We start from the raw sequence: 19,957 nt of genomic DNA, 5'->3' as shown, positions 1-19,957 counted from the left end.
CAAAATCAACGCACTCTAAAACCGGAAGGGCCCCTTTACTGTGGTTCCTTTCCCCCTGATTTTAAGCCGCACCGAGCGGCCGGATGCCATCGATTTCATCAGCGACGGCATCCTCAGCCACCTCCAATTCATAACGGCTTTGCAGGTTAAGCCAATACTGCGGTTCGCTTCCGAAGTACTTTCCTAGCCGAAGAGCGGTATCTGCAGTGATTCCACGCTTGCCGTGGACAATCTCATTAATCCTCCGCGGCGGAACGCCAATTTCTACAGCCAGTTTGTGTTGTGTAATCCCAAAAGCCTCGATGAAATCTTCATTAAGCACTTCGCCGGGGTGAATCGGCGGATAAAGCTTGGTACTCATAACTGTCCTTAGTGATAGTCCTCGATAACAACGTCCGCTGGGCCGGCCTCGGTCCAGCGGAAGGTAATCCTCCACTGCTGATTGACCCGGATACTGAATGTTCCTTTCCGGTCACCTTTCAACGCTTCGAGGCGGTTACCCGGTGGAACTCGTAAGGAGTTCAGTGAAACAGCAGCATCGAGCTGATGGAGTTTTCTATTAGCAGTTTTGTGGATTCTCGGATCAATCCGCGGCGACGCTTCGCGTAATCAGACAAGCTCGGTATCACGGTTACCGAAAGACTGAATCATGGGTTCACCCTACAAAACATAACGGTGACCGTCAATGACGGTCACCGTTAAACCATTGAAGACACTTGCACCCTTCCAGTTTTCTCAATGGCCCCCAAAGGCACCTTTTAACTGGAACCTTATGCGCCGTAACTAATGTTACGACCTGGGATTTCTTCGAATACCGCGCCCAAATGGTGCCTTTATTGTGGTTCCTTTGCCTCTTCACTGAATGCAAAGCGCTTTCCGTCCACCAAACGGGTCGCGCCGGTGGCATCGAGGTGCTCTAAGAGCGGAATAGCAACCCGGCGCGTCGTTCCCAGAGCCTGTCGCGCCTCCGAGAGGGTGAAGGGCTGTTCCAACTGCGCAACCACGCTGAGTGCCTCGCGCCGAGCGGAAGGCAAAAGCACAACGCCTTTGTCTAACCGGAGCACACGCCCGGCGCGCTCGGCAGCGGCGAGCTCTTTGGGGCCCAGCCCCAATTCCTTAAGTTCTTCTGCCTCCGGGGCGGCGAAAGGCTCGGCGTACAGGCGTTGCTCGAGCTCAGCTACTCCCCTCTCCGCGGGGCCCAAATCTACAGCCTGACCAGGCACGCGCAGCACGCCATCGACCGATTCGAGCTGGGCTGCCGCTACTGCTAGGCCCAGTAGGGCCGGCTCCGACAGGTTCAGCGCGTCCATGGCCGCTGCTTTCGTCAGTCCTGGGGAAAGCGGGTTCGCTGCGGCATGTGCTTCCACAGCCGAAACGAGAGCATTCTTCCACGCGGTCACCTGTCGTGCGGCAATCCACCACTGAGCGAACTCGATGACTCCGGCAGGCTTTTCCTCCACCGAGAAGCCATCGCGCACGAGCTCTTCGTGTGCAGCGTAGCCGCAGCGCTTGAGCCACTCGGACGGGTTGGCCGGCTCTAAAACTTCTAGCTCAGCTGCGCGCTTCTTCGCATCACCACGCCTGCTCAGCTCAGCCGGATGCACGTCCACGACCTCAAAGCCCGCCGCCACGTGCCGCCCGCCGGGGCTGCGCACCACAAACCTATCGAGCAGCGTGAGTGGCAGCGGGCTTTCCAGTGTCAACCTCGCGAATTCACCGCCTAAAGGCCGCAAACGCGCGCCCACCCCCACCGTGCCAATGTGCACCACGAGGTTCTGGGGAAGCTCGGTCATCACGGTCCCAAAAGTACGGCGAATATCCACGGTATCGAGCACCCGCCAACGCCCTGGGCTCAGCAGTGCATCCCCACGATGAACCTGGTCGGCGGCCACCCCGCGGAGGTTAAGCGCCACGCGTGTCACCGGGCCAGCGCTGTCCACCGACGTGTTTTCACTGTGCACTCCGCGCACCGTCACGAGTTGCCCGCCAAGCTGCAGCTCATCCCCCACCGAGACAGTCCCCGCCGCCAGCGTTCCCGTCACCACGGTGCCAGCACCCTTCACGCTGAAGGCACGATCGACCCACAACCGCACGCGTGCTTGGCAATCCGGCGCGGGCATAGCGGCGAGCACCTGGTCTAACTCGGCGCGAAGCTTTTCGACGCCCTCGCCGGTCTTTGCGGAGACTTCGACCACGGGAGCGTCGGCAAGCGCTGTTCCCGCCAGCTCTGCCTTGACCTGCGCGGTGACCTCAGCGCGGCGGGCAGCGTCTGCCTTATCCGCGCGGGTCAGCGCGACCACACCGTGCTCGATTCCCAGAGCGCGCAATGCATCGCGGTGGTCAGCGGACTGCGCTTGCCAGCCTTCATCGGCCGCCACGACAAAGAGCACCACCGGCGCGGGCCCCACCCCGGCCAGCATGTTGCCCAGGAACTTCTCGTGTCCCGGCACATCGACAAAAGCCACGTCGGCGCCGGAGTCGAGCTTCGTCCACACGAACCCCAAGTCGATGGTCAAACCGCGCCGCTTCTCTTCCTCCCAGCGGTCCGGTTCCATTCCCGTCAGGGCTTTGACCAGGCTCGACTTTCCGTGATCCACATGCCCGGCGGTCGCCACAACGTACACCTACATCACCGCCTGAATCGCAGCAATAAGCTCCGCATCCTGCGCCTCCGGCACGCAGCGCACATCCACCAGGCAGCGTCCCTGGTTCACGCGTGCCACCACGGGAGGCTCGCCCAACCGCAGTGGACGTGCCAGCTCTTCTGGCAACGCCACGGCCCAGCCCGGCAGCGGTACCTCGGGCGCCCCGCCGCCGCCCACACGCCCGGCATGCTCGACAACCTCGCCGCCCACCGCCGCGGCGACCTTCTCGGTACGCTCGCGATGACGTTTAGCGTCAGTGTGCAGCGCATCCTGCACGGCGTTGGAGGGAGTGGCAAGGGAGGCCTCGAGCGCGTTAAGCCGCAGCTTGTCGATGCGCACCGCCCTCGCCAGCGGATGTTTCTTACACGCGGCGATCGCTTCCTTCTTTCCCACAAGCACGCCGGCTTGCGGTCCGCCGAGGAGCTTATCCCCCGAGAAGAGCACTACGTCCGCGCCATCCCGAAGAGCCTCGCTGGCGGAGGGTTCCTCAGGAAGCACCTCATCGGGTGCGAGCAACCCTGAGCCGATATCCACGATGAGCGGCAGATCTGTGAGTCTGCGCAGGGCTGCAACCGACACAGAAGACGTAAACCCACTGATCAAGAAGTTCGAGGGATGCACCTTGAGAATCGCCCCGGTGTTCTCCCCGAGCGCCCGCTCGTAGTCCGCCACGTGGGTGCGGTTCGTCGCGCCCACCTCCCGCAGCCGTGTGGCCGTGGACTCGATGAGCTCCGGCAGACGGAAGCCCGCACCAATCTCAATAAGTTCGCCGCGGGAAATGATGACCTCCTTGTCCGGGGCCAAGGCGGCGGTCGCCAGCAACAGCGCGGATGCCCCATTGTTGACCACCAGTGCATCCTCCGCGCCGGGGCAGGCAGCCAAGACAGCGTCGACCGCGCCACGGCCCCTATCCCGTGAGCGCAGGCCGCTGTCCAAGTCCATCTCGACGTCCGTGTAGCCAGCTGCTGCCACGAGCGCATCTACCGCTGCCGGCGGCAAAGGGGCGCGGCCCAGGTTCGTGTGGATGATCACGCCCGTGGCGTTAATGACGCGGCGCAAGGAATAGGGCTGCCCTGCTTCCAGTCTGTCGGCCAGCTCCTCTTGAATGCGGGTGGGGTCGAGGGAGCCGGAGCGGGCGTCGGCAAGCACGGCGTCGATGATCGCGCGGACCGAATGCGGCGCCAATCGTTGGTGGGCGTCCTGCACCGCTGGGTACTGGAGGATCTCATCCATCTTCGGGATGAAGCGGCGGGGGTCAGTCATCAAAGTTCCTCCTAGCTGCGCTAATGGCGGAGACGGACAGGAATCGAACCTGCCAGACCGAGATGCTCGGCCTCACCGGTTTTGAAGACCGGGGCGCCCACCAGGACACGTACGCCTCCGTCTGCTCACCATACACGCGGCTAGAATAACCCCCATGTCTGACATCACACTTACCTCCTTTGCCGCCGGTGGCGGCTGCGCCTGCAAGATCCCCCCGGGAGAGCTCGAATCCGCCGTCGCGGGCCTCGTGGGCACCGCGGACCCCAACGTGCTGGTCGGGCTTGACGACGGCGACGATGCCGCCGCCGTGCGCATCCCAAACGGCCTCGCGGTCATCTCCACCGCGGACTTCTTCACCCCGATGATCAACGACCCCTATGACTGGGGCCGGGTGGCGGCAGCCAATGCGCTTTCCGACGTCTACGCCATGGGCGGCACTCCCATCACCGCCATCAACCTCGTGGGCTGGCCGCGCGAGAAGCTCGGTCTTGATGTATTGCGCGAAGTCCTGCGCGGTGGCATGGATGTGGCCAGCGAGGCGGGGATATCCATTACTGGTGGACACTCCATCACTGCCCCGGAGCCCACGTATGGTTTGGCTGCCACGGGCATCGTCCACCCCGACAAGATTATGCGCAACGACGCCGCCGAGGCGGGCCTGCCCATCACGCTGACCAAACCAATCGGTGTGGGCATCCTCAATAACAAGCACAAGGCCACCGGTGAAGTCTCCCAGGCCGCGGTGGATTCCATGACCACGCTCAACCGCGAGGCTGCCGCGGCCGCCGTGGCCGCGGGCGTGCGCGCGGCTACCGATGTCACCGGCTTTGGTCTTCTGGGGCACCTCTACAAGATGTGCCGCGCTTCCGGTGTCGGCGCGGAGCTGGATTTTTCCGCTGTTCCTGCGGTGGACGGCGCCAAGGAGGCCCTGGCGGAGGGCTTCATCCCGGGCGGCTCGCGCCGCAACCTAGATTGGGTCCGCCCCCACCTCGACTCCAATTTGAGTGAAGAGGACTTGGTCTTCCTCGCCGATGCCCAAACCTCCGGCGGCCTGCTGGTTATCGGCGAGGTCCCCGGTTACCCGGTCATCGGCCGCACCGTGCCGGGCGGGGCGCACATTACTATCCGCTAGTCACTGTCGAGTGCGTGAGGCCTTCTGCCTGGCGGCGGGCCTCAGCACGGCGCTTTTGCGGGCCGATGCTTGTCGACGGATCTTTCACCGCCTCCAACCCCGCATTGAGCACGCCGAAACGAGTGCAGGCAGAACCCGCCAGAAGCGCCAGGCCGGAGACCACCGACACCGCGCGCGACTTTGTGACCGACGCGATTGCGGTTCCCACCCCGCCCGCGGCAATGAGCGCCTCGGAGGCCTTCATGAGTTTCCCGGGTGTGCCTTCGTGCAGCGGGCGCAGAGGCTCTGGCTCCATGTTCGCTTCCATGACACGGGTCGCGGCCAGATCGGTCGCCGCGGCAGTGATACCGAGCGCTCGTGCCGCACCAGCATTCTCCACCGGGGTAAAGACCATGGCGGCACCCGACGCCGCAGCCGAGGCCGAGGACACGAACACATAAGGCAGATGCTTCTTCGCGTCATTCCACGTCGGGTTTGACGTGTTGGCCAACAGCACCGCCGTGTAGCCCGCCAGCGGGCCACCAAGCACGCCGGCGACAGCGCCTGCTGGACCCGCCGCCTTATCGAGGAGGCGGCGAAGCGACTTCGGCAGCACACCGCCGACCAGTTCGTCCGCTTCCTCGACCGCCGGCAGGGCCGCGGCGGAAGCGAAGCTGCCCAGGATCCACGAGCCGATGGACATCGGCGAGGTCACCTTGAAGACGCGGAACATGTTGAGCAGGCGCTCTGGGCGGCCGAGGTCGAGCACCAAAAAGACCGACCCTACCGATGCCGCGGAGAAAGCCGTCATCCGCGTCGAGCGTTTCAGCGGTGCGTTCCCAGTGGCCTGGGCACCGGCGGCCAACATCGCAGAACCGCCGGCCACGCCGCCGAGGAAGAGATAGCCGCCGATGGGCCACTCCCACGGCGGGGCCTTGACTACGGGCTTGCCGTAATACGAGGAAAACTCGAAGTCCTCCGCCATACGCTCTTCTTTGGAGCCGTCCTGCGCGCCAGCGCCGACGCGGCCGCGCTTGCGTTTCTTGCCGCTGCCTCGCCTGCGCCTAGGCTCCTGCGGCGGGCGGTACTCATCAAACTCGCTCACTTGCGGCCTCCCAACATGAATGCCCCGGCCACGGCCAGCGCCATTCCTCCGATAGCTTTCGCTGCGGTCTTGTACATCTGCGGCAAATCCGCCGTGGGAACGCGCGGATCCGGCGGCAGCCCGTAGACCTCTGGGGAATCGAGCAACAGGAAAATAGAACCCGTTCCACCGACCCCATCCTGGGAATTGGCGCCGTAGAGACGAGCCTCCGTCAGCCCCTGCTCGTGCAGGACGCGCACACGCTCCTGCGCGGCAGCGAGCATCTCCTCGTAAGGGCCGAACTGGATGGAATCCGTCGGGCACGTCTTGGCGCACGCGGGCTGCTCGCCGATCTTGAGGCGGTCATAACACATGGTGCACTTCTGGGCCACGCCCAAGTTCTTGATCGGCATCGCCTGCCCCGGAATATGGTCAGGCCCTTGGGGTTTCAGCTGCTTCAGCTTTGCCAGCACGTTCACACCCGCGTGGTCAGGGACCTCATAATCCACGGTGGCGGTCTTGTCTGCCTTGAGCGTCACGCCGCCGTCATCGCGGCGCTCAATGACGCCGAAGGGGCAACCGGCCACGCACGTACCACAGCCATTGCACACGTCGTCCTGCACCACGACGGTGCCGAACTCGGAGCGAAAGAGCGCGCCCGTCGGGCACACGTCCAAGCAGCCCGCGTTGGTGCAGTGCTTGCAGACGTCGGAGGACATCAGCCAGCGAAAATCATCGGTATCTGGGGTGACGCTTGGTGCAGAGGTTGTGGGCATACCCAGCGCGACGAGTCTGCGCCCCTCCTCGCGCGCCTGCTCAATGCGCTCGTTGTTTTGCTCGATGAAGGCCACGTGACGCCACGTATTCGCGCCCAGCCCGCCAGTGTTGTCATAGGAGTTTCCGGTAACCGCGTAGCCTTCCACTGGGTTGCGGTTCCATTCCTTGCACGCCACCTCGCAGGCTTTGCAGCCAATGCACACCGAGGTATCGGTAAAGAACGCCATTCGCTGATAGGTCTCATAGCCGTGTCGATCGGCCTTTTCGGTCAAAATATTAGCCACGCGTCCTCCTTAGCTTTCTTTACCTTCATAGTCTGCCTCGTTGCCCGCCGTTGAATCATCACCAGTGTTCTCTGCGGAGGCGGTGCTCTCAGTGGTGAAGGCGTCTGAGACATCCAGGATCCTGTTTCCGGATTCCACGGTCAGGTGCGCCCGCTCCTGGTATTCGCGGAGCAGCTTGACGCGTGCCTCGCCGCGCGGGCGGCGGCCCGGCTGAATATCGCACGCACCCACCTTGGAGTTCTGGATGAACACGTTCGGCTCCAAGGTCAGACCCAACAGGTCGTTGGCGCCATCGCCGGCCACCTCGGTGGTCTCCGATTCTCCGTAGTGATAAGGCAGGCCGATCTGGTGGAAGTCCTCACCATTGATGGTGAGCATCTCCATGCGGTCCGTCACCAAAACCTGAGCCTCGATGACGCCGCGCGGGGACACGATGGTGGCCCACTCGCCGTTGACCAATCCACGCTTGGCGGCCAGTTCCTTGTCCACCTCGCAGAAGAGTCCCGGCTGCAGCTCCGCCAAGTAAGGCAAGCGGCGCGACATCGCGCCCGAGGTGTACATCTCCGTCAGACGGTAGGTGGAGAAGACAAACGGGAACACGTCCTCGCCCCGCTCCCCTGGCTCGGGGCGGGAAAGGTTGTCCGCGCGTTTGATAGTCAGGCGCGTCGGTGACTGCTGCTGCTTGTACAGAGCGTTGTGCACCGGTGATTCTTGCGGCTCGTAGTGAGTCGGCAGCGGTCCGTCGGACAGCCCCTTCGGCGCGAACAGCCAACCCAGGCCGTCGGCCTGCATGATAAACGGATCGTCGCCATCGAGGGCGTCGGGGCCGACGGCGTCGACAGGCGCGACATAATCCGGGCGCTTCGTCACCGGGAAGTCCGGGACATCATCGCCGACCCACTTGCCCTGGTCCTCGTCCCACCAAATGTACTTCTTGCGCTCCGACCACGGAGTGCCATCCGGCTTGGCGGAGGCGCGGTTGTACAGGATGCGTCGGTTGGCCGGCCAGACCCAGCCCCACTCGAGTGCCACCTCGTTCTGCTCCGAACCCGGGACCTTCTTCGCGGCGTGGTTGATGCCGTCCTTATACACGCCGGTGTAAATCCAGCAGCCGCCGGAGGTAGAACCATCGGCGCGCATCTCCGTGAAACTCGGCAGCAATTGGCCCTTCTTCGGCCCGTCGAGGTAGTAGCCGTTGATCTCGCGCAAGATCTCGTCCGAGCTGGGATCCCCGTGCTCATCCTCGGTGTAATCCCACGTCACGGACTTAATCGGCAGGTCGCGCGGGTCGGTCGAATCCGCCAAGCGCTCCCGAATCTTCTTGCCCAGCTGGTAGAAGAACCACGCCTCACTGCGGGCCTGGCCCGGCGGCGGAGTCGCCTGGAAGCGCCACTGCACCATGCGCTGAGTCTGGGTAAAAGTTCCGGACTTCTCCACGTGCGTTGCCGCCGGCATGAGGAAGACCTCGGTGGCAATCTCCTCGGTCTTGAGCTCGCCGTTCTTGACTTCCGGCGAATCCTTCCAGAAACTTGCCGTTTCAATCTCCTGGAAATCGCGGACAACCAGCCACTTCAGCGAGGCGAGCCCGCGGCGCTGCATGCCGCCGTTGGACTGCGCCACCGCAGGGTTCTGGCCAAAGACAAAGTAGCCTTCCACCTCCTTGCGCAGCATGGCCAACAAGGTCTCATACGTCGAGTGCGCACCGGACAGGCGCGGCATGAGGTCAAAACCCCAGTTATTTTCCTTGGTTGCGGCGTCGCCCCAGTAGGACTTCATGAGCGAGACCGCGTAGTTCTCACCCAGCTGCCAGAAACCCTTCTGGTCTTCCTGCCGGAAGGAATCCAGGTAATCTTCCCAGGTCTCCTGATCCGCGTGCGGCATGGGCAGGTAGCCCGGCAGCGAGTTAAAGAGGGTCGGAATATCGGTCGATCCCTGAATCGAGGCGTGCCCGCGCAAAGCCATGATCCCCGAGCCAGGTCGGCCCACGTTGCCCATGAGCAGCTGCAGGATCGCCGCGGTACGGATGAACTGTGCACCCAGGGTGTGCTGGGTAAAGCCCAGCGCGTAGGCGAAGCACGTAGTGCGCTCCGGGGTGGAGTTCTGCGCAATCGAGTCCGCCAAGTAGTAGAAGTCCTCCGGCGAAATGCCACAGGTCTCTTCCACCATCTCCGGGGTGTAGCGCGAGTAGTGGCGCTTGAGAATCTGGAAGACCGTATTCGGATCCTCCAGCGTCATGTCCTTCTCCACGTTCCACGAGGAGCCCTCAGGCTTTCGCACGTACTGCCACGAGTCCGTGACATACTTGCCCTTCTCTGCGTCGTACCCGGAGAACAAGCCCTCCAAATCCTCGGTGTCCTGGAAATCCGGCGAGATGATCGACGCCGCGTTCGTGTAATTCACCACGTAATCGTGGAAATACAGGTCATTATCCAGCACGTACTTGATAATCGCGCCGAGCAGCACCACGTCCGTGCCTCCGCGAATGCCGATGTGGCGGTTCGCAAAGGCAGACGTACGTGTGTAGCGCGGATCCACGTGGATAATGCGCGCACCACGCTTCTTGGCTTCCACGACCCATTGGAATCCCACGGGGTGGCATTCCGCCATATTAGAACCCTCGATGACGATGCAGTCCGCATTCGCCATATCCTGCAGCGGTTGGGTTGCGCCGCCGCGGCCAAACGACGTTCCTAGACTAGGAACAGTGGCGGAGTGTCATATGCGCGCCTGGTTTTCCACCTGGATCGCGCCGGTGGCGGTAAACAGTTTCTTAATGAGGTAGTTCTCCTCATTATCTAGCGTCGCACCACCCAGGCCCGCAATGCCCATGGTGCGGTTGAGACGACGCCCGTGCTTATCGACGTCCTCCCAGTGCCTCGCGCGCGCCTCCACGAAACGGTCCGCGATCATATCCATCGCGGTTTCTTCGTCGAGCTCCTGCCATTCGGTGGCATAGGGCGCTCGGTACTTGATCGTGGTGATGCGTGTCGAGGAATTAATAAGCTGCTCAGAAGCAGAGCCCTTGGGACACAGGCGGCCGCGGGAAATCGGGGAATCTGGGTCGCCCTCGATTTGGATGACGCGGTCATCCTTGACATAAACGCGCTGAGAACAACCCACTGCGCAGTAGGGGCAGACCGACTGGACGACGCGGTCCGCGTCAACGGTGCGTCCGCGCAGGTCTTCACTCTTAGCCGACTGCGTGGACACGTCGCGGCCGAAGGCATCCTTGTTCCGGATTTGGCGCACAACGGGCCAATTCAGTGGGCTAAAACGTGACATGATTCAAACCTACTGGCTTGGCCTTGCGTTTTCCACCCTGTTCAAGACCAGAAAATACTGAACAAACCCAAAACGCGAAAAGCTGGAGCTTTGCAGCTCCAGCCTCTTAGCCCTTAACCGAGATTACTTGCGGGTCTCGGTGATGCCGTCGGTATCGATTTGCTCCTTGCGCAGATCCTCGGTGTGGGTCTCGGTGTCCTTGATGGTCTCCTTGGAAAGGTTAACCTTCTCCACCGGGACGGTCTTCTTCTCTACATTCACGCGCTCTTCGTGCAGGGTGACGGAGGCTTCCTCCGCGCCGTTATCACCGATGGTGCCGGTGTAGTTGGCAGCGTCAGCCTCGGAAATCGGGGTGCGCTCGACGCGAACCTCTTCGCGCTCAACCGGAACCTCGACGGTCTCGGTATCGGTCACGACGTACTTGCGCAGGCGCGCCTCGCCGGTGGCCACGCGCTCCTTGTTGACGTCCAAGCGCTCCTCGGAGCGGATAACCTCGCCCTCGTTGTTGGTGACGCTATTGTCGGAGACAGCGGCGCGCTCGGTCTCATCCTTAGCGTGTGCACCTGCACCAGCACCGGCAACACCAGCGCCAGCTACGCCAGCACCGGCAACGCCAGCGCGCTCATCACGCTCGTCACGGTAGGTGGTTACGTCCTGTGCGTTCTCGAGGTCGTAGTGCTTGAAGATGTCCGCCTGCGCCTCAGGAGTCAGCGGCTTATCGGAGTCAAAATCCGGCGCGTTCTCGATGCGGTCCTTAGAGAAAGCCAGCTTGAGCTCATCACCGGTGAAATCGTGACCACGGAGCGGAACCAAGCTGGAGCTCATACCGAACAGACCGTGGTTGACCTCAACGAAAGTCGGCTGACCGGACTGCTCGTCGACGAAGACCTCCTTGACAGAGCCCAGCTTCTCGCCGGCCTTGTCGTATGCGGTTGCGTTAAACAGATCCTTGATGTTCTTACCCATTGTTTCTCTAAACCTTTCTACATTTGGTCTATATTGAGATGGCAAACCATAGCTTTAACTTCTACCCCCATAAGTCAAAGGAAATTGGGGGACGATTTGCTATTTCGTTTGCGTCGCCACCCACCATACGGACGAAACAAGAATGCGCCACCGCAGCAACCCCTTCTTGTGCCAAAATCGCGCTTAGCCGCAGGTCATATTAGCTATAACGATTGGATTACAGACTAATTGAGCATTTCAAACGCCCGTTAGCCCGCCATCCCGCTCCCACACCCGAGCCGAGACTCAAAGCCATTAACTTGCGCTCGCAACATAGCACTCAACAACAGCCCTCTACGCAACCCTTTACTACCCCCACAGGCAAATCCAATAAATGTTAGCTACCCCCACCCCAGTTTTCAGATTCGTTAAATGGTCTACTTTCCCAATCATCACACCGCCATATCTGAGTACCCTGAACACCATGAACCAAACTAAACACTTCGAACTCAAAGTCCCCGGCGGCAAGCTACTCGTTGTCGATCTCGATATTGACGCCGACAGCACCGTTACCGCAGCCAAGGTCTCCGGTGATTTCTTCCTCGAACCGGAGGAAGCCTACGAGGCACTAGCCCCAGCGCTGGTCGGCATCACTACCGCCACAAGCACCGAGGACATCCAGTCCCGCCTCGATGCCGCGCTTGCGCGAATCGATTCACCCGTAGCTCTCCACGGCTTTGATACCCATCACCTAGCTGTCACGGTCAAACGTGCGCTGTCAGGCGGTACCGACTTCACGGATCACAACTGGGAAATCTTGCGCCCAGGGGTTCTGCCCACCCCAGTCAACGTTGCCCTTGACGAAGTCCTCCTCAACGAAGTCGCTGAAGGAAAGCGTGGCCCCACTCTGCGCTTCTGGGAATGGGAAGACCGTGCCGTCGTGTTCGGTTCCTACCAGTCCTATGCCAATGAGTTGGACCAGGAGGGCGTCGACAAGCACGGCATCATTCCAGTACGCCGAATCTCCGGTGGTGGCGCAATGTTCATGGAGGGCGGCAATTGCGTGACTTATTCCCTGTACGCCCCAGACTCGCTCGTGGCCGGTTATTCCTACGAGGCTAGCTACGAGTACCTGGACCAATGGGTACTCGCGACGCTGAGCAAGCTTGGCGTCAACGCCTGGTACGTGCCGATTAATGACATCACCTCGGACGGCGGAAAGATTGGCGGTGCCGCGCAAAAGCGCCGCAAAGGTGCGGTGCTCCACCACACCACGATGAGCTATGACATCGATGCGGACAAGATGATGGAAGTCTTGCGCATCGGCAAGGTCAAGGTCTCCTCCAAGGGCCTGGCCAGCGCAAAGAAACGTGTGGACCCGCTGCGCCGCCAGACCGGCGTGCCCCGCGAGGAAATCATCGACACCATGGCACGCGAGTTCGCCACCCGCTACGGCGCCGTCGACGCTGAGCTTTCCGACGACTCCCTAGCAGCCGCCCGGCGCCTCGTCGACACCAAATTCCTCAACGAAGAGTGGACCAAGCGCATCCCATAATTTGCAGGGGAATTTCTGGGCAGCGTACGGTGTTATAAGTTCTAGTGAACCGATCGGTATAAATCTACCGAACCATTTGGTCCATTTCTATACAACACTGTCTAGAAGGAAAATCTCGTGTCCGACACTTCCTCCCGCGCATCCTCGCGCACGCTGCCCTCTTGGGCCACCGGCTTTGGTGCCCAGGTCATCGCCGGCCTCATCATCGGCCTGATCCTCGGCTTCATCGCCTCCGGCATGGAGTCCGAGTGGCTCTCCGATACCCTGTCCGGCGTCGGCGGCGCGTACGTCCAATTGCTCAAGGTGATGGTCCCGCCACTCATCTTCGCGGCCGTCGTCACCTCGGTTGCCAACCTGCGCAAGGTGGCTAACGCCGCCTCGCTGGCGATCTCCACCCTTGTATGGTTCGCCATCACGGCCTTCTTCTCCGTCTTGGCTGGCATTCTCGTCGCCCTCGTGATGAAGCCAGGCGTAGGCACGACTGTCGACGCCTCCACCGCCGCCGATCCCTCCAACGTTGGCTCCTGGACCGCATTCCTCCAGCAACTCGTCCCCGCCAACTTCTTTGGACTCAAAGCTTCGCTTAGCGACGGCGAAGTCTCCCTCAGCTTCGGCGCCCTTCAGCTCCTTGTCATTTCCTTGGCCTTGGGCATCGCTGCGGTCAAGGCTGGCAAAGCAGCCGATCCCTTCCTGCGCTTTACCGAGTCCTTCCTCAAGGTTATCCAGGTGGTCCTCTGGTGGATCATTCGCCTCGCCCCGATTGGCACCGCCGCCCTCATCGGCAAAGCCGTGTCCACCTATGGCTGGGATGCGCTGAGCTCCTTAGGCAAGTTCGTCCTCGCGATGTATGTCGGACTCGCCCTTGTCATTGTTGTGGTCTACCCTGCCGTCCTTGCTTTCAACCGCATTCCAATCATCGGCTTCTACAAGCGCGTATGGCCAGTATTCTCCCTCGGCTTCGTCACCCGTTCCTCCATGGGAGTCATGCCGGTTACCCAGCGCTTTACGGAGAGGGCCATGGGTGTGCCTCGCGAATACGCCTCCTTCGCCATCCCGCTCGGCGCTACCACGAAGATGGACGGCTGCGCCTCCGTTTACCCGGCTATCGCCGCCATCTTCATCGCTCAGTTCTACGGAATTGACCTTTCTCCGACCCAATACCTTCTCATCATCTTCGTTTCCGTCATTGGCTCCGCAGCTACTGCCGGCACGACAGGCGCCACCGTCATGTTGACACTGACGCTCTCCACGCTGGGCCTCCCGCTGGCAGGCGTCGGCCTCTTGCTCGCCATCGAGCCCATCATTGATATGGGCCGCACCGCCGTCAATGTCACCGGTCAGGCACTGTGTGCCACGATCGTAGCCAAGCGCGCCGGCATCCAAGACCAAGCAACCTGGGATGCTGCCGAGGGTGGCGTCAATGACATCATGAACGCTGATGAGAACGAACGGGACAGCGTGAACGTTTAGGAACATAAGTGACGTGGAACACACATAGTTTCTGTACGGTGGAAGCTATGTCCACGTCAACCCAAGCACCACCAGACCCCGATTCCACACAACACCGCAGCGCCATCAAGGCCTCCTTCATAGGAACCTTCATCGAATGGTTCGACTATGCGGCCTACATTTATATGTCGGCCATTATCTCCCGGGTCTTCTTTCCGGAGATGGAAGGGCGCCGCGCGCTCATCATGACATTCGCACTCTTTGCGCTTTCCTTCCTCGTCCGCCCGCTCGGCGGAATTGTGTGGGGACACTTTGGTGACAAACACGGACGAATTCAAACCCTGACGGTATCGATCACGATGATGTCGCTGGCGACAGCCGTGATCGGCTTCCTCCCCAGCTACGAAACAATCGGATTCGCCGCCACCCTGCTACTTCTGCTTTCGCGCATGGTCCAAGGTTTCTCCGCGGCTGGCGAATATGCCGGGGCAGCCACGCACCTCGCAGAAATCGCTCCGACGCATAAGCGGGGTATCTACGCCGCAATCGTGCCTTCCGCCACAGCATCCGGCCTGCTACTGGGCTCCCTCATCGCAGCACTACTCACCGGCGTGCTTGACGACGATGCCCTCATCTCCTGGGGTTGGCGCGTCCCCTTCCTCATCGCACTACCCCTGGGCCTTTACGGCCTGTGGATTCGCCGCAACGCCGATGAGTCTTCCCGCTTTGAGAATCAAGATGACACGGAGGAATCCCCTCTTCGCGAGGTCATCAAATACCCCAAGGCCCTGGCAATCGCCTTCTCGGGCGCAGTTCTCAACGCCATCGGTTTCTATGTCATCCTGACTTACCTGCCGACCTATCTCTCCCAGGAGCTGGGCATGGCGGAAACACCTGCCTTCATTGCGTCATCGGTCGCTTCCGCTTTCTATGTCGGCTTCGCACTTCTCACCGGCCTGCTATCAGACCGCCTGGGTCGCCGCACGACCATGCTGTGTGCTGCACTTTTCATGGGACTCTTCATTGTTCCTGCCTTCATGCTCCTGGACGGCGCTGGGATCCTCCTGGTCATCATCATCCAGGTGTGCCTGGGCGGCGTGCTTGCGCTTAACGACGGCGTCCTCCCCTCCTTCCTCTCCGAACAGTTCCCCACCCATGTTCGCCTTTCCGGCTTTGCACTCACCTTCAACACAGCTAACGCTGTCTTCGGCGGCACAGCGCCCATGATCGCCACCTGGCTTATTGACAAAACAGACAACCAACTCGCCCCGGCGTATTACCTTGTTGCCGCTGCGATTATCACCGGCGGAGGCGTTCTCTTCGCCTCCAAGCGGAATCGCCTAAAAGAGATCTAACCCACCGCCTCACTCTCCCCCTCCTGGTAGTAACTTCCATCAACGACCCACACTTGAGCTTCAGGCAGCGTCAATCGCCCGACCGCTAGCGATCCGAATTGTCGTTTCAGACGACGAGCAGGGCCGCACGAATTGACTTCCGGCCTGATGCCGCTGTACCAACCTGTCCTGATAGGCGGGCGCCTCGTTTGCCAGAAGATGGGCAAGGTTCCCTCTCCCCCTTGCTTTTTGGGAGTCCTCGGCCAGCCACGGGATCGTGCCTGGCCGGTCCTCGGTCGAGTTATTGTCCGGAGTTGGTGTGCAGCAGTCGGGTTCCCCGCTTTGCCCGGGGCCCTCGCCTGTGGGCGGCGTTCCCTGTCTGATGCGCAGTCTCCTGCGCCGGTTGAGGGCGGCCAATGCCGATGCGAGCACCACGGCTGCGGCGAGGGCTGCGATCAGGGTGCTGTTGTCGCTGATCCAGGCGCTGGCGGCGGCTGACCATACGGCGAGGCTGTTGGCCTGTGCGGTTCCGCCGGTGGCGGCGGGATACCAATACCAGCTGAGGTAGGCGCCGGTTATGGTGAGGATGAAGGCGGCGATGCGGTTGCTGTGCTTGGCCAGGCCGGTGATTCTTCGCCCGAGGGCGGCCCCGGCGATGGCCGTGCCTGCCGAAACGAGCATCAGGACAGTGGCCGAGCCTGCGGCGTAGGCGGCGAAGACCGCGAGCAGCCCGGCGTAGCTGGCGACGGCCTGGGCTTGGGCGATCACGGCCAGGAGCACCCCGAGGGTGCAGCCGAGGGATGCTGCGGCGTATCCGATCCCGAAGGCCACCATGCGCCCGGTTTTGTGACCTGCCCCTGCGGCTTCTTGTGTGCGGGGTTTCGTGGCCCAGGCCGGCAGACGGAGCCGTGGTGTGAGTCCGGTGAGCATGGCCAGGCCCAGCAGGAGAAGGATCACCCCGGTGGCCATTCCCAGCCAGGGCGCTGCGCTGATCAGGGTCCTGGCGCCCGCGCTGACGATCAGCCCGAAGGCTGCCAGGGTCCCGGCGAAGCCGAGGCTGAGCGCGAGCCCGGCCCGAAGCCCGTGGGCCAGACGCAGCGCGAGCGGGCGCGTCCGGGCGTCCCCGATGGTCTGGGCTATCCAGGCGGGCAGGAGGGCGAAACCGCAGGGATTGACCGGGGCAATCATTCCAGCGGCGAAGGCCAGGGCAAGCAGGGCTGTCATTGGGCACCGGCCTTGGTGAGTTCTTCTTGGATCTTTTCCGCAGACGGGTCGGTGGCCCGGAAGGTAACGTCGCCCTTCGCGTCGACCACCACCAGGGTGCTTATGGAGGTGACCTTGTACTGGGTGGTCAGTGTGGCCTCGGTGTCGATGACGGCAGGGAGCTCAGGGGCCTTGATGTAATCGCGGAATCCGTTGATGGTCTCCTTCGGTTCTCGGGGGTCCACGTCCACCAGGAGGTAGTCGGCCGAGCTTCCCAGGGCCGTGGAGGCCTTGTTCAGGGAATCGGCCCCTTCCACACACTCACCGCATCCGGCAGAGAAGAAGAACAGTGCTGCGGGCTTACCGTCCGGGATGGTCCGGGTAGTGCCGTCAATGTCGGAGACCGTAACAGCAACGGCACCGGCCGCGTCGGGCGACGAACCGCCTGGCGCGGCCGACGGGCCGCTCGGTGAGCTGGCGCAGGCGGTTGTCAGTGCCATGACCGCTGCCAGAAACAGGGCGGAGGCGAGGTGCCTGGGCCGGGGAACGGACAGAGAACGGCGGGATCTCGGGTATGTCATAGTGTCTGGTGGTTCCTTCCAGGAATGGGGATGGGGACTCAGGCGGTACCGTGGTCGGTGCGGTGGTGCTCGGGGACAACAGATAGGTGAGGGCCTGGTCGGTGGCGGTCAGGGCATTCCTTTGCTTCGGTAGTGGGGGCTTGGAGCTCAGGCGCAGCAGGAGAGCTCGGAGACGTCGGTGGTGAAGGCCTTGGCGGCGATCCTGATGCCCTCGGCCATCGTCAGGTAGGGGCTCCAGGCGGCGGCGACCTGCGCGGTGGTCATGCCCGCTTCGAGGATGTAGACGCCGGCGGCGGCGATTTCCCCGGCGTCCTTGGCCACCGCGGAGAGGCCCAGGATCCGTCCGGTGTCGCGGTCCGCGACAACCTTGATGAAGCCGCGGGTGTCGCGGTTGACCACGGCTCGCGGCACGTACTCCAGGGGGAGGACCCGGCACTCGCAGCTGATCCCGGCGGCGACAGCTTCCTTTTCCGTCATCCCGACCGCCCCGATGGCGGGACTGGTGAAGGTGACCCGGGGCAGGTGCCGGTAGTCGACCTCGGCCAGGGCATCGGTGAACGCATTGTCCACGGCCAAGGCGCCGTGGGCCGCTGCGACGTAAACGAACTCCCGATGGCCGGTCGCGTCCCCGGCGGCCCAAACCCGCGGGTTGGACGTGGCCAGGCGGGAATCGACCACGATCTCGCCGGATGCGCCGGTCTTCACCCCGACGGCGTCAAGGTCCAGTCCCTCGGTCACCGGGCGGCGGCCCAGTGCCACGAGGATGCGGGAAGCGCGGAACACCTCCTCGCCCCCGGCCACGTTTGCCGTCACCGAGACCCCGTCCGGGCCGGAGGCCACGGAGTCGGCCATGGCCCGCCGGACCACCCGGATCCCCTCGTCGGCGAACACCCCCGCCAACGCCTTGGATGCCTCCGGTTCCTCCTGCGAGGCCAACCGGGAACGGACCAGCATGGTCACCCGGGAGCCCAGCCGGGAGAAAAGCTGTGCCATCTCCAGGGCAACATAGCCTCCGCCCAGGATCAGCATTGATTCGGGCACCTCGTCCAGTTCCATCGCCGTCGTCGAGGTCAGGTACCCGGCCTCGGCCAGTCCGGGAACGGGCGGCACGTAGGGTGCGGAGCCAGTGGCCACGAGGTAGTGCCCGGCCTCGATCGTTCTCACTGCACCATCCGGGGAGATCACCCGGAGCAGCGGTGCGTCCTGGGTTCCGGTGAACGACGCGTCCCCCGAGATCATCGTCCACCCGTAGTCCGCGGCCAGATCGACGTACTTCTCCGTGCGCATGCTTTCAACCAGCGCGGCCTTGCCCTGAATCAGGGCCGGCATGTCCACCGGGCCCGCCGAGGCCGCCACCCCAGGGAAGCGGGCCGAATCCAACGCCACGTGGCGGGCCTCCGCGGCAGCCAGGAGCGCCTTCGACGGGACGCAGCCCGTGTTCACGCATGTCCCGCCCACGGTGCCGCGCTCCACCATCACGACGCGCTTGCCCAGTCCGGTGGCCCGGATCGCGGCCGCAAACGCTCCGCCGCCGGAACCAATAATCGCCAGATCGAACTTTTCGTTTGTCATTCCAGATGTCTCTTCCCTGTGGTTCAAAAGTTCCTATGGAACCATTGTGAACCTTCCAGTACAATGGAAGGTCAAGTGTGGTGGCCATTGGAAGGGGAATCGGCGAACATGAGGATCGGACAGCTTGCGGAAGCAACCGGAACCACGACCAAGACCCTGCGGTTCTACGAGGAGTCGGGGCTGCTCCCTCCGGCCGAGCGATTGGCCTCCGGCTATCGGGACTACGCCGAGGATGCCGTGGGTCGGGTCGGGTTCATCCACCGGGGCCAGGCCGCCGGGCTGACCCTCGCCCAGATCCGCCAGATCCTCGACATCCGCGACGGCGGCCAGGCGCCCTGCGAGCACGTGCGCGACCTGCTTGACGTGCGCCTCGCTGAGATCGAGCAGCAGATCGCGCAGCTCTCCGTGCTGCGCGACACTATCGCGGACCTCAGACAGGACGCCGCACACCCGGACCCTGAAACGTGCAGCACCGATCAAGTGTGTAGGTACTTGTAATCCAATTGGGCACACCTCCTTAGCAACCACGCTATGCGAGAGTTGCAGCTCGACGAGAGCCAGGATGACAGGATTAACCGCCAGGAGCTATCTATAAATAGGGACTATTTCTTACCTGGAAGTAACATTTTGGCGGTTGAGGATAATACCTTTGGTGCATTTTGAGCCAAAGTAAAAATAGTCCCCTACGGGAAGACGGAAATAAGACAGTTCCCGGTGGACAAGAACAGTCTTCGCGAGCAGGTAGTTGGTGGGCCCTTGCGTTCATAATTCTGTGCACCATCACCACCATGATCGACAGGCGAAAACCAGGTTCTTCGGGTGGGTTGGCCCGCCTTCGGCCCAGTTGTGTCGGTGATCCAACTGGCTGAGAA

The 19,957-nt window shown here is 62.2% G+C and carries 15 protein-coding genes, 1 tRNA gene and 1 pseudogene; 5 read left to right on the top strand and 12 right to left on the bottom strand.

Translation table 11 applies throughout. From position 1 onward, the window contains the following. Window positions 1-61: 61 nt before the first annotated feature. The 5 genes from HMPREF2526_RS05170 to HMPREF2526_RS05155 form a co-directional block, all read right to left on the bottom strand. Complete coding sequence (locus tag HMPREF2526_RS05170; protein WP_070546219.1) at window positions 62-361, bottom strand: HigA family addiction module antitoxin; 300 nt, start codon at window positions 359-361, stop codon at window positions 62-64. An 8-nt stretch (window positions 362-369) separates the two neighbouring features. Next, complete coding sequence (locus tag HMPREF2526_RS12875; RefSeq protein WP_246819861.1) at window positions 370-588, bottom strand: type II toxin-antitoxin system RelE/ParE family toxin; 219 nt, start codon at window positions 586-588, stop codon at window positions 370-372. Window positions 589-833: 245 nt separating this feature from the next. After that, window positions 834-2,624: a selenocysteine-specific translation elongation factor gene (selB, locus tag HMPREF2526_RS05165; RefSeq protein ID WP_070546217.1), complete on the bottom strand. Its 1,791-nt coding sequence runs from the start codon at window positions 2,622-2,624 to the stop codon at window positions 834-836. Further along, window positions 2,625-3,908, bottom strand: a complete 1,284-nt coding sequence (gene selA / locus HMPREF2526_RS05160) for an L-seryl-tRNA(Sec) selenium transferase (protein WP_210384393.1) — start codon at window positions 3,906-3,908, stop codon at window positions 2,625-2,627. A 24-nt stretch (window positions 3,909-3,932) separates the two neighbouring features. Then, window positions 3,933-4,027 (bottom strand) — tRNA-Sec (locus HMPREF2526_RS05155). A gap of 35 nt (window positions 4,028-4,062) precedes the next feature. Here HMPREF2526_RS05155 and selD point away from each other — a divergent pair. Then, window positions 4,063-5,040 (top strand): selenide, water dikinase SelD, encoded by a 978-nt coding sequence (selD, locus tag HMPREF2526_RS05150; protein ID WP_070546213.1) that lies wholly within the window; start codon window positions 4,063-4,065, stop codon window positions 5,038-5,040. Here selD and nrfD read toward each other — a convergent pair. From nrfD to HMPREF2526_RS05125, 4 genes are all read right to left on the bottom strand, one after another. Next, window positions 5,030-6,124 carry an NrfD/PsrC family molybdoenzyme membrane anchor subunit gene (nrfD, locus tag HMPREF2526_RS05145; protein ID WP_070546211.1) on the bottom strand — a complete coding sequence of 365 codons (1,095 nt, stop codon included), beginning with the start codon at window positions 6,122-6,124 and terminating at the stop codon, window positions 5,030-5,032. The genes selD and nrfD overlap by 11 nt on opposite strands. Continuing rightward, a complete protein-coding gene (locus tag HMPREF2526_RS05140; protein ID WP_070546209.1) occupies window positions 6,121-7,164 on the bottom strand; it encodes a 4Fe-4S dicluster domain-containing protein in 1,044 nt (347 codons plus the stop codon). The genes nrfD and HMPREF2526_RS05140 overlap by 4 nt, the downstream gene beginning before the upstream one ends. 9 nt (window positions 7,165-7,173) lie before the next feature. Continuing rightward, a complete protein-coding gene (gene fdnG / locus HMPREF2526_RS05135; RefSeq protein WP_246819860.1) occupies window positions 7,174-10,446 on the bottom strand; it encodes a formate dehydrogenase-N subunit alpha in 3,273 nt (1,090 codons plus the stop codon). A 123-nt stretch (window positions 10,447-10,569) separates the two neighbouring features. Then, a complete protein-coding gene (locus HMPREF2526_RS05125; protein WP_070516786.1) occupies window positions 10,570-11,412 on the bottom strand; it encodes a PRC and DUF2382 domain-containing protein in 843 nt (280 codons plus the stop codon). A 463-nt stretch (window positions 11,413-11,875) separates the two neighbouring features. Here HMPREF2526_RS05125 and HMPREF2526_RS05120 point away from each other — a divergent pair, with 463 nt between their 5' ends. The 3 genes from HMPREF2526_RS05120 (at window position 11,876) to HMPREF2526_RS05110 (ending at window position 15,750) form a co-directional block, all read left to right on the top strand. Beyond that, window positions 11,876-12,946: a lipoate--protein ligase family protein gene (locus HMPREF2526_RS05120; protein ID WP_070546205.1), complete on the top strand. Its 1,071-nt coding sequence runs from the start codon at window positions 11,876-11,878 to the stop codon at window positions 12,944-12,946. A gap of 117 nt (window positions 12,947-13,063) precedes the next feature. Further along, window positions 13,064-14,416, top strand: coding sequence for a dicarboxylate/amino acid:cation symporter (locus HMPREF2526_RS05115; protein ID WP_070546203.1), 1,353 nt, complete (start codon window positions 13,064-13,066; stop codon window positions 14,414-14,416). Between the two features lie 47 nt (window positions 14,417-14,463). After that, complete coding sequence (locus tag HMPREF2526_RS05110) at window positions 14,464-15,750, top strand: MFS transporter (protein WP_070546201.1); 1,287 nt, start codon at window positions 14,464-14,466, stop codon at window positions 15,748-15,750. Between the two features lie 249 nt (window positions 15,751-15,999). Here HMPREF2526_RS05110 and HMPREF2526_RS05105 read toward each other — a convergent pair. The 3 genes and pseudogenes from HMPREF2526_RS05105 to merA all read right to left on the bottom strand — a co-directional run. After that, window positions 16,000-16,953 (bottom strand): annotated as a pseudogene (locus tag HMPREF2526_RS05105) (cytochrome c biogenesis CcdA family protein); the annotation flags it as partial. Then, window positions 16,950-17,432 carry a TlpA family protein disulfide reductase gene (locus HMPREF2526_RS13595; protein WP_082254455.1) on the bottom strand — a complete coding sequence of 161 codons (483 nt, stop codon included), beginning with the start codon at window positions 17,430-17,432 and terminating at the stop codon, window positions 16,950-16,952. The gene HMPREF2526_RS13595 and the pseudogene HMPREF2526_RS05105, both read right to left, overlap by 4 nt. A 228-nt stretch (window positions 17,433-17,660) precedes the next feature. Beyond that, window positions 17,661-19,085, bottom strand: coding sequence for a mercury(II) reductase (gene merA / locus HMPREF2526_RS05095; protein WP_046648249.1), 1,425 nt, complete (start codon window positions 19,083-19,085; stop codon window positions 17,661-17,663). Window positions 19,086-19,193: 108 nt separating this feature from the next. Here merA and HMPREF2526_RS05090 point away from each other — a divergent pair, with 108 nt between their 5' ends. Further along, window positions 19,194-19,583 carry a heavy metal-responsive transcriptional regulator gene (locus HMPREF2526_RS05090; protein ID WP_004601215.1) on the top strand — a complete coding sequence of 130 codons (390 nt, stop codon included), beginning with the start codon at window positions 19,194-19,196 and terminating at the stop codon, window positions 19,581-19,583. Window positions 19,584-19,957: the final 374 nt, after the last annotated feature.

Source organism: Corynebacterium sp. HMSC070E08 (assembly GCF_001808895.1).
GTDB classification, from domain to species: Bacteria; Actinomycetota; Actinomycetes; order Mycobacteriales; family Mycobacteriaceae; genus Corynebacterium; species Corynebacterium hiratae.
The sequence above is the reverse complement of the archived record's forward strand: the minus strand, read 5'-3'. Positions and strand labels throughout refer to the sequence as shown.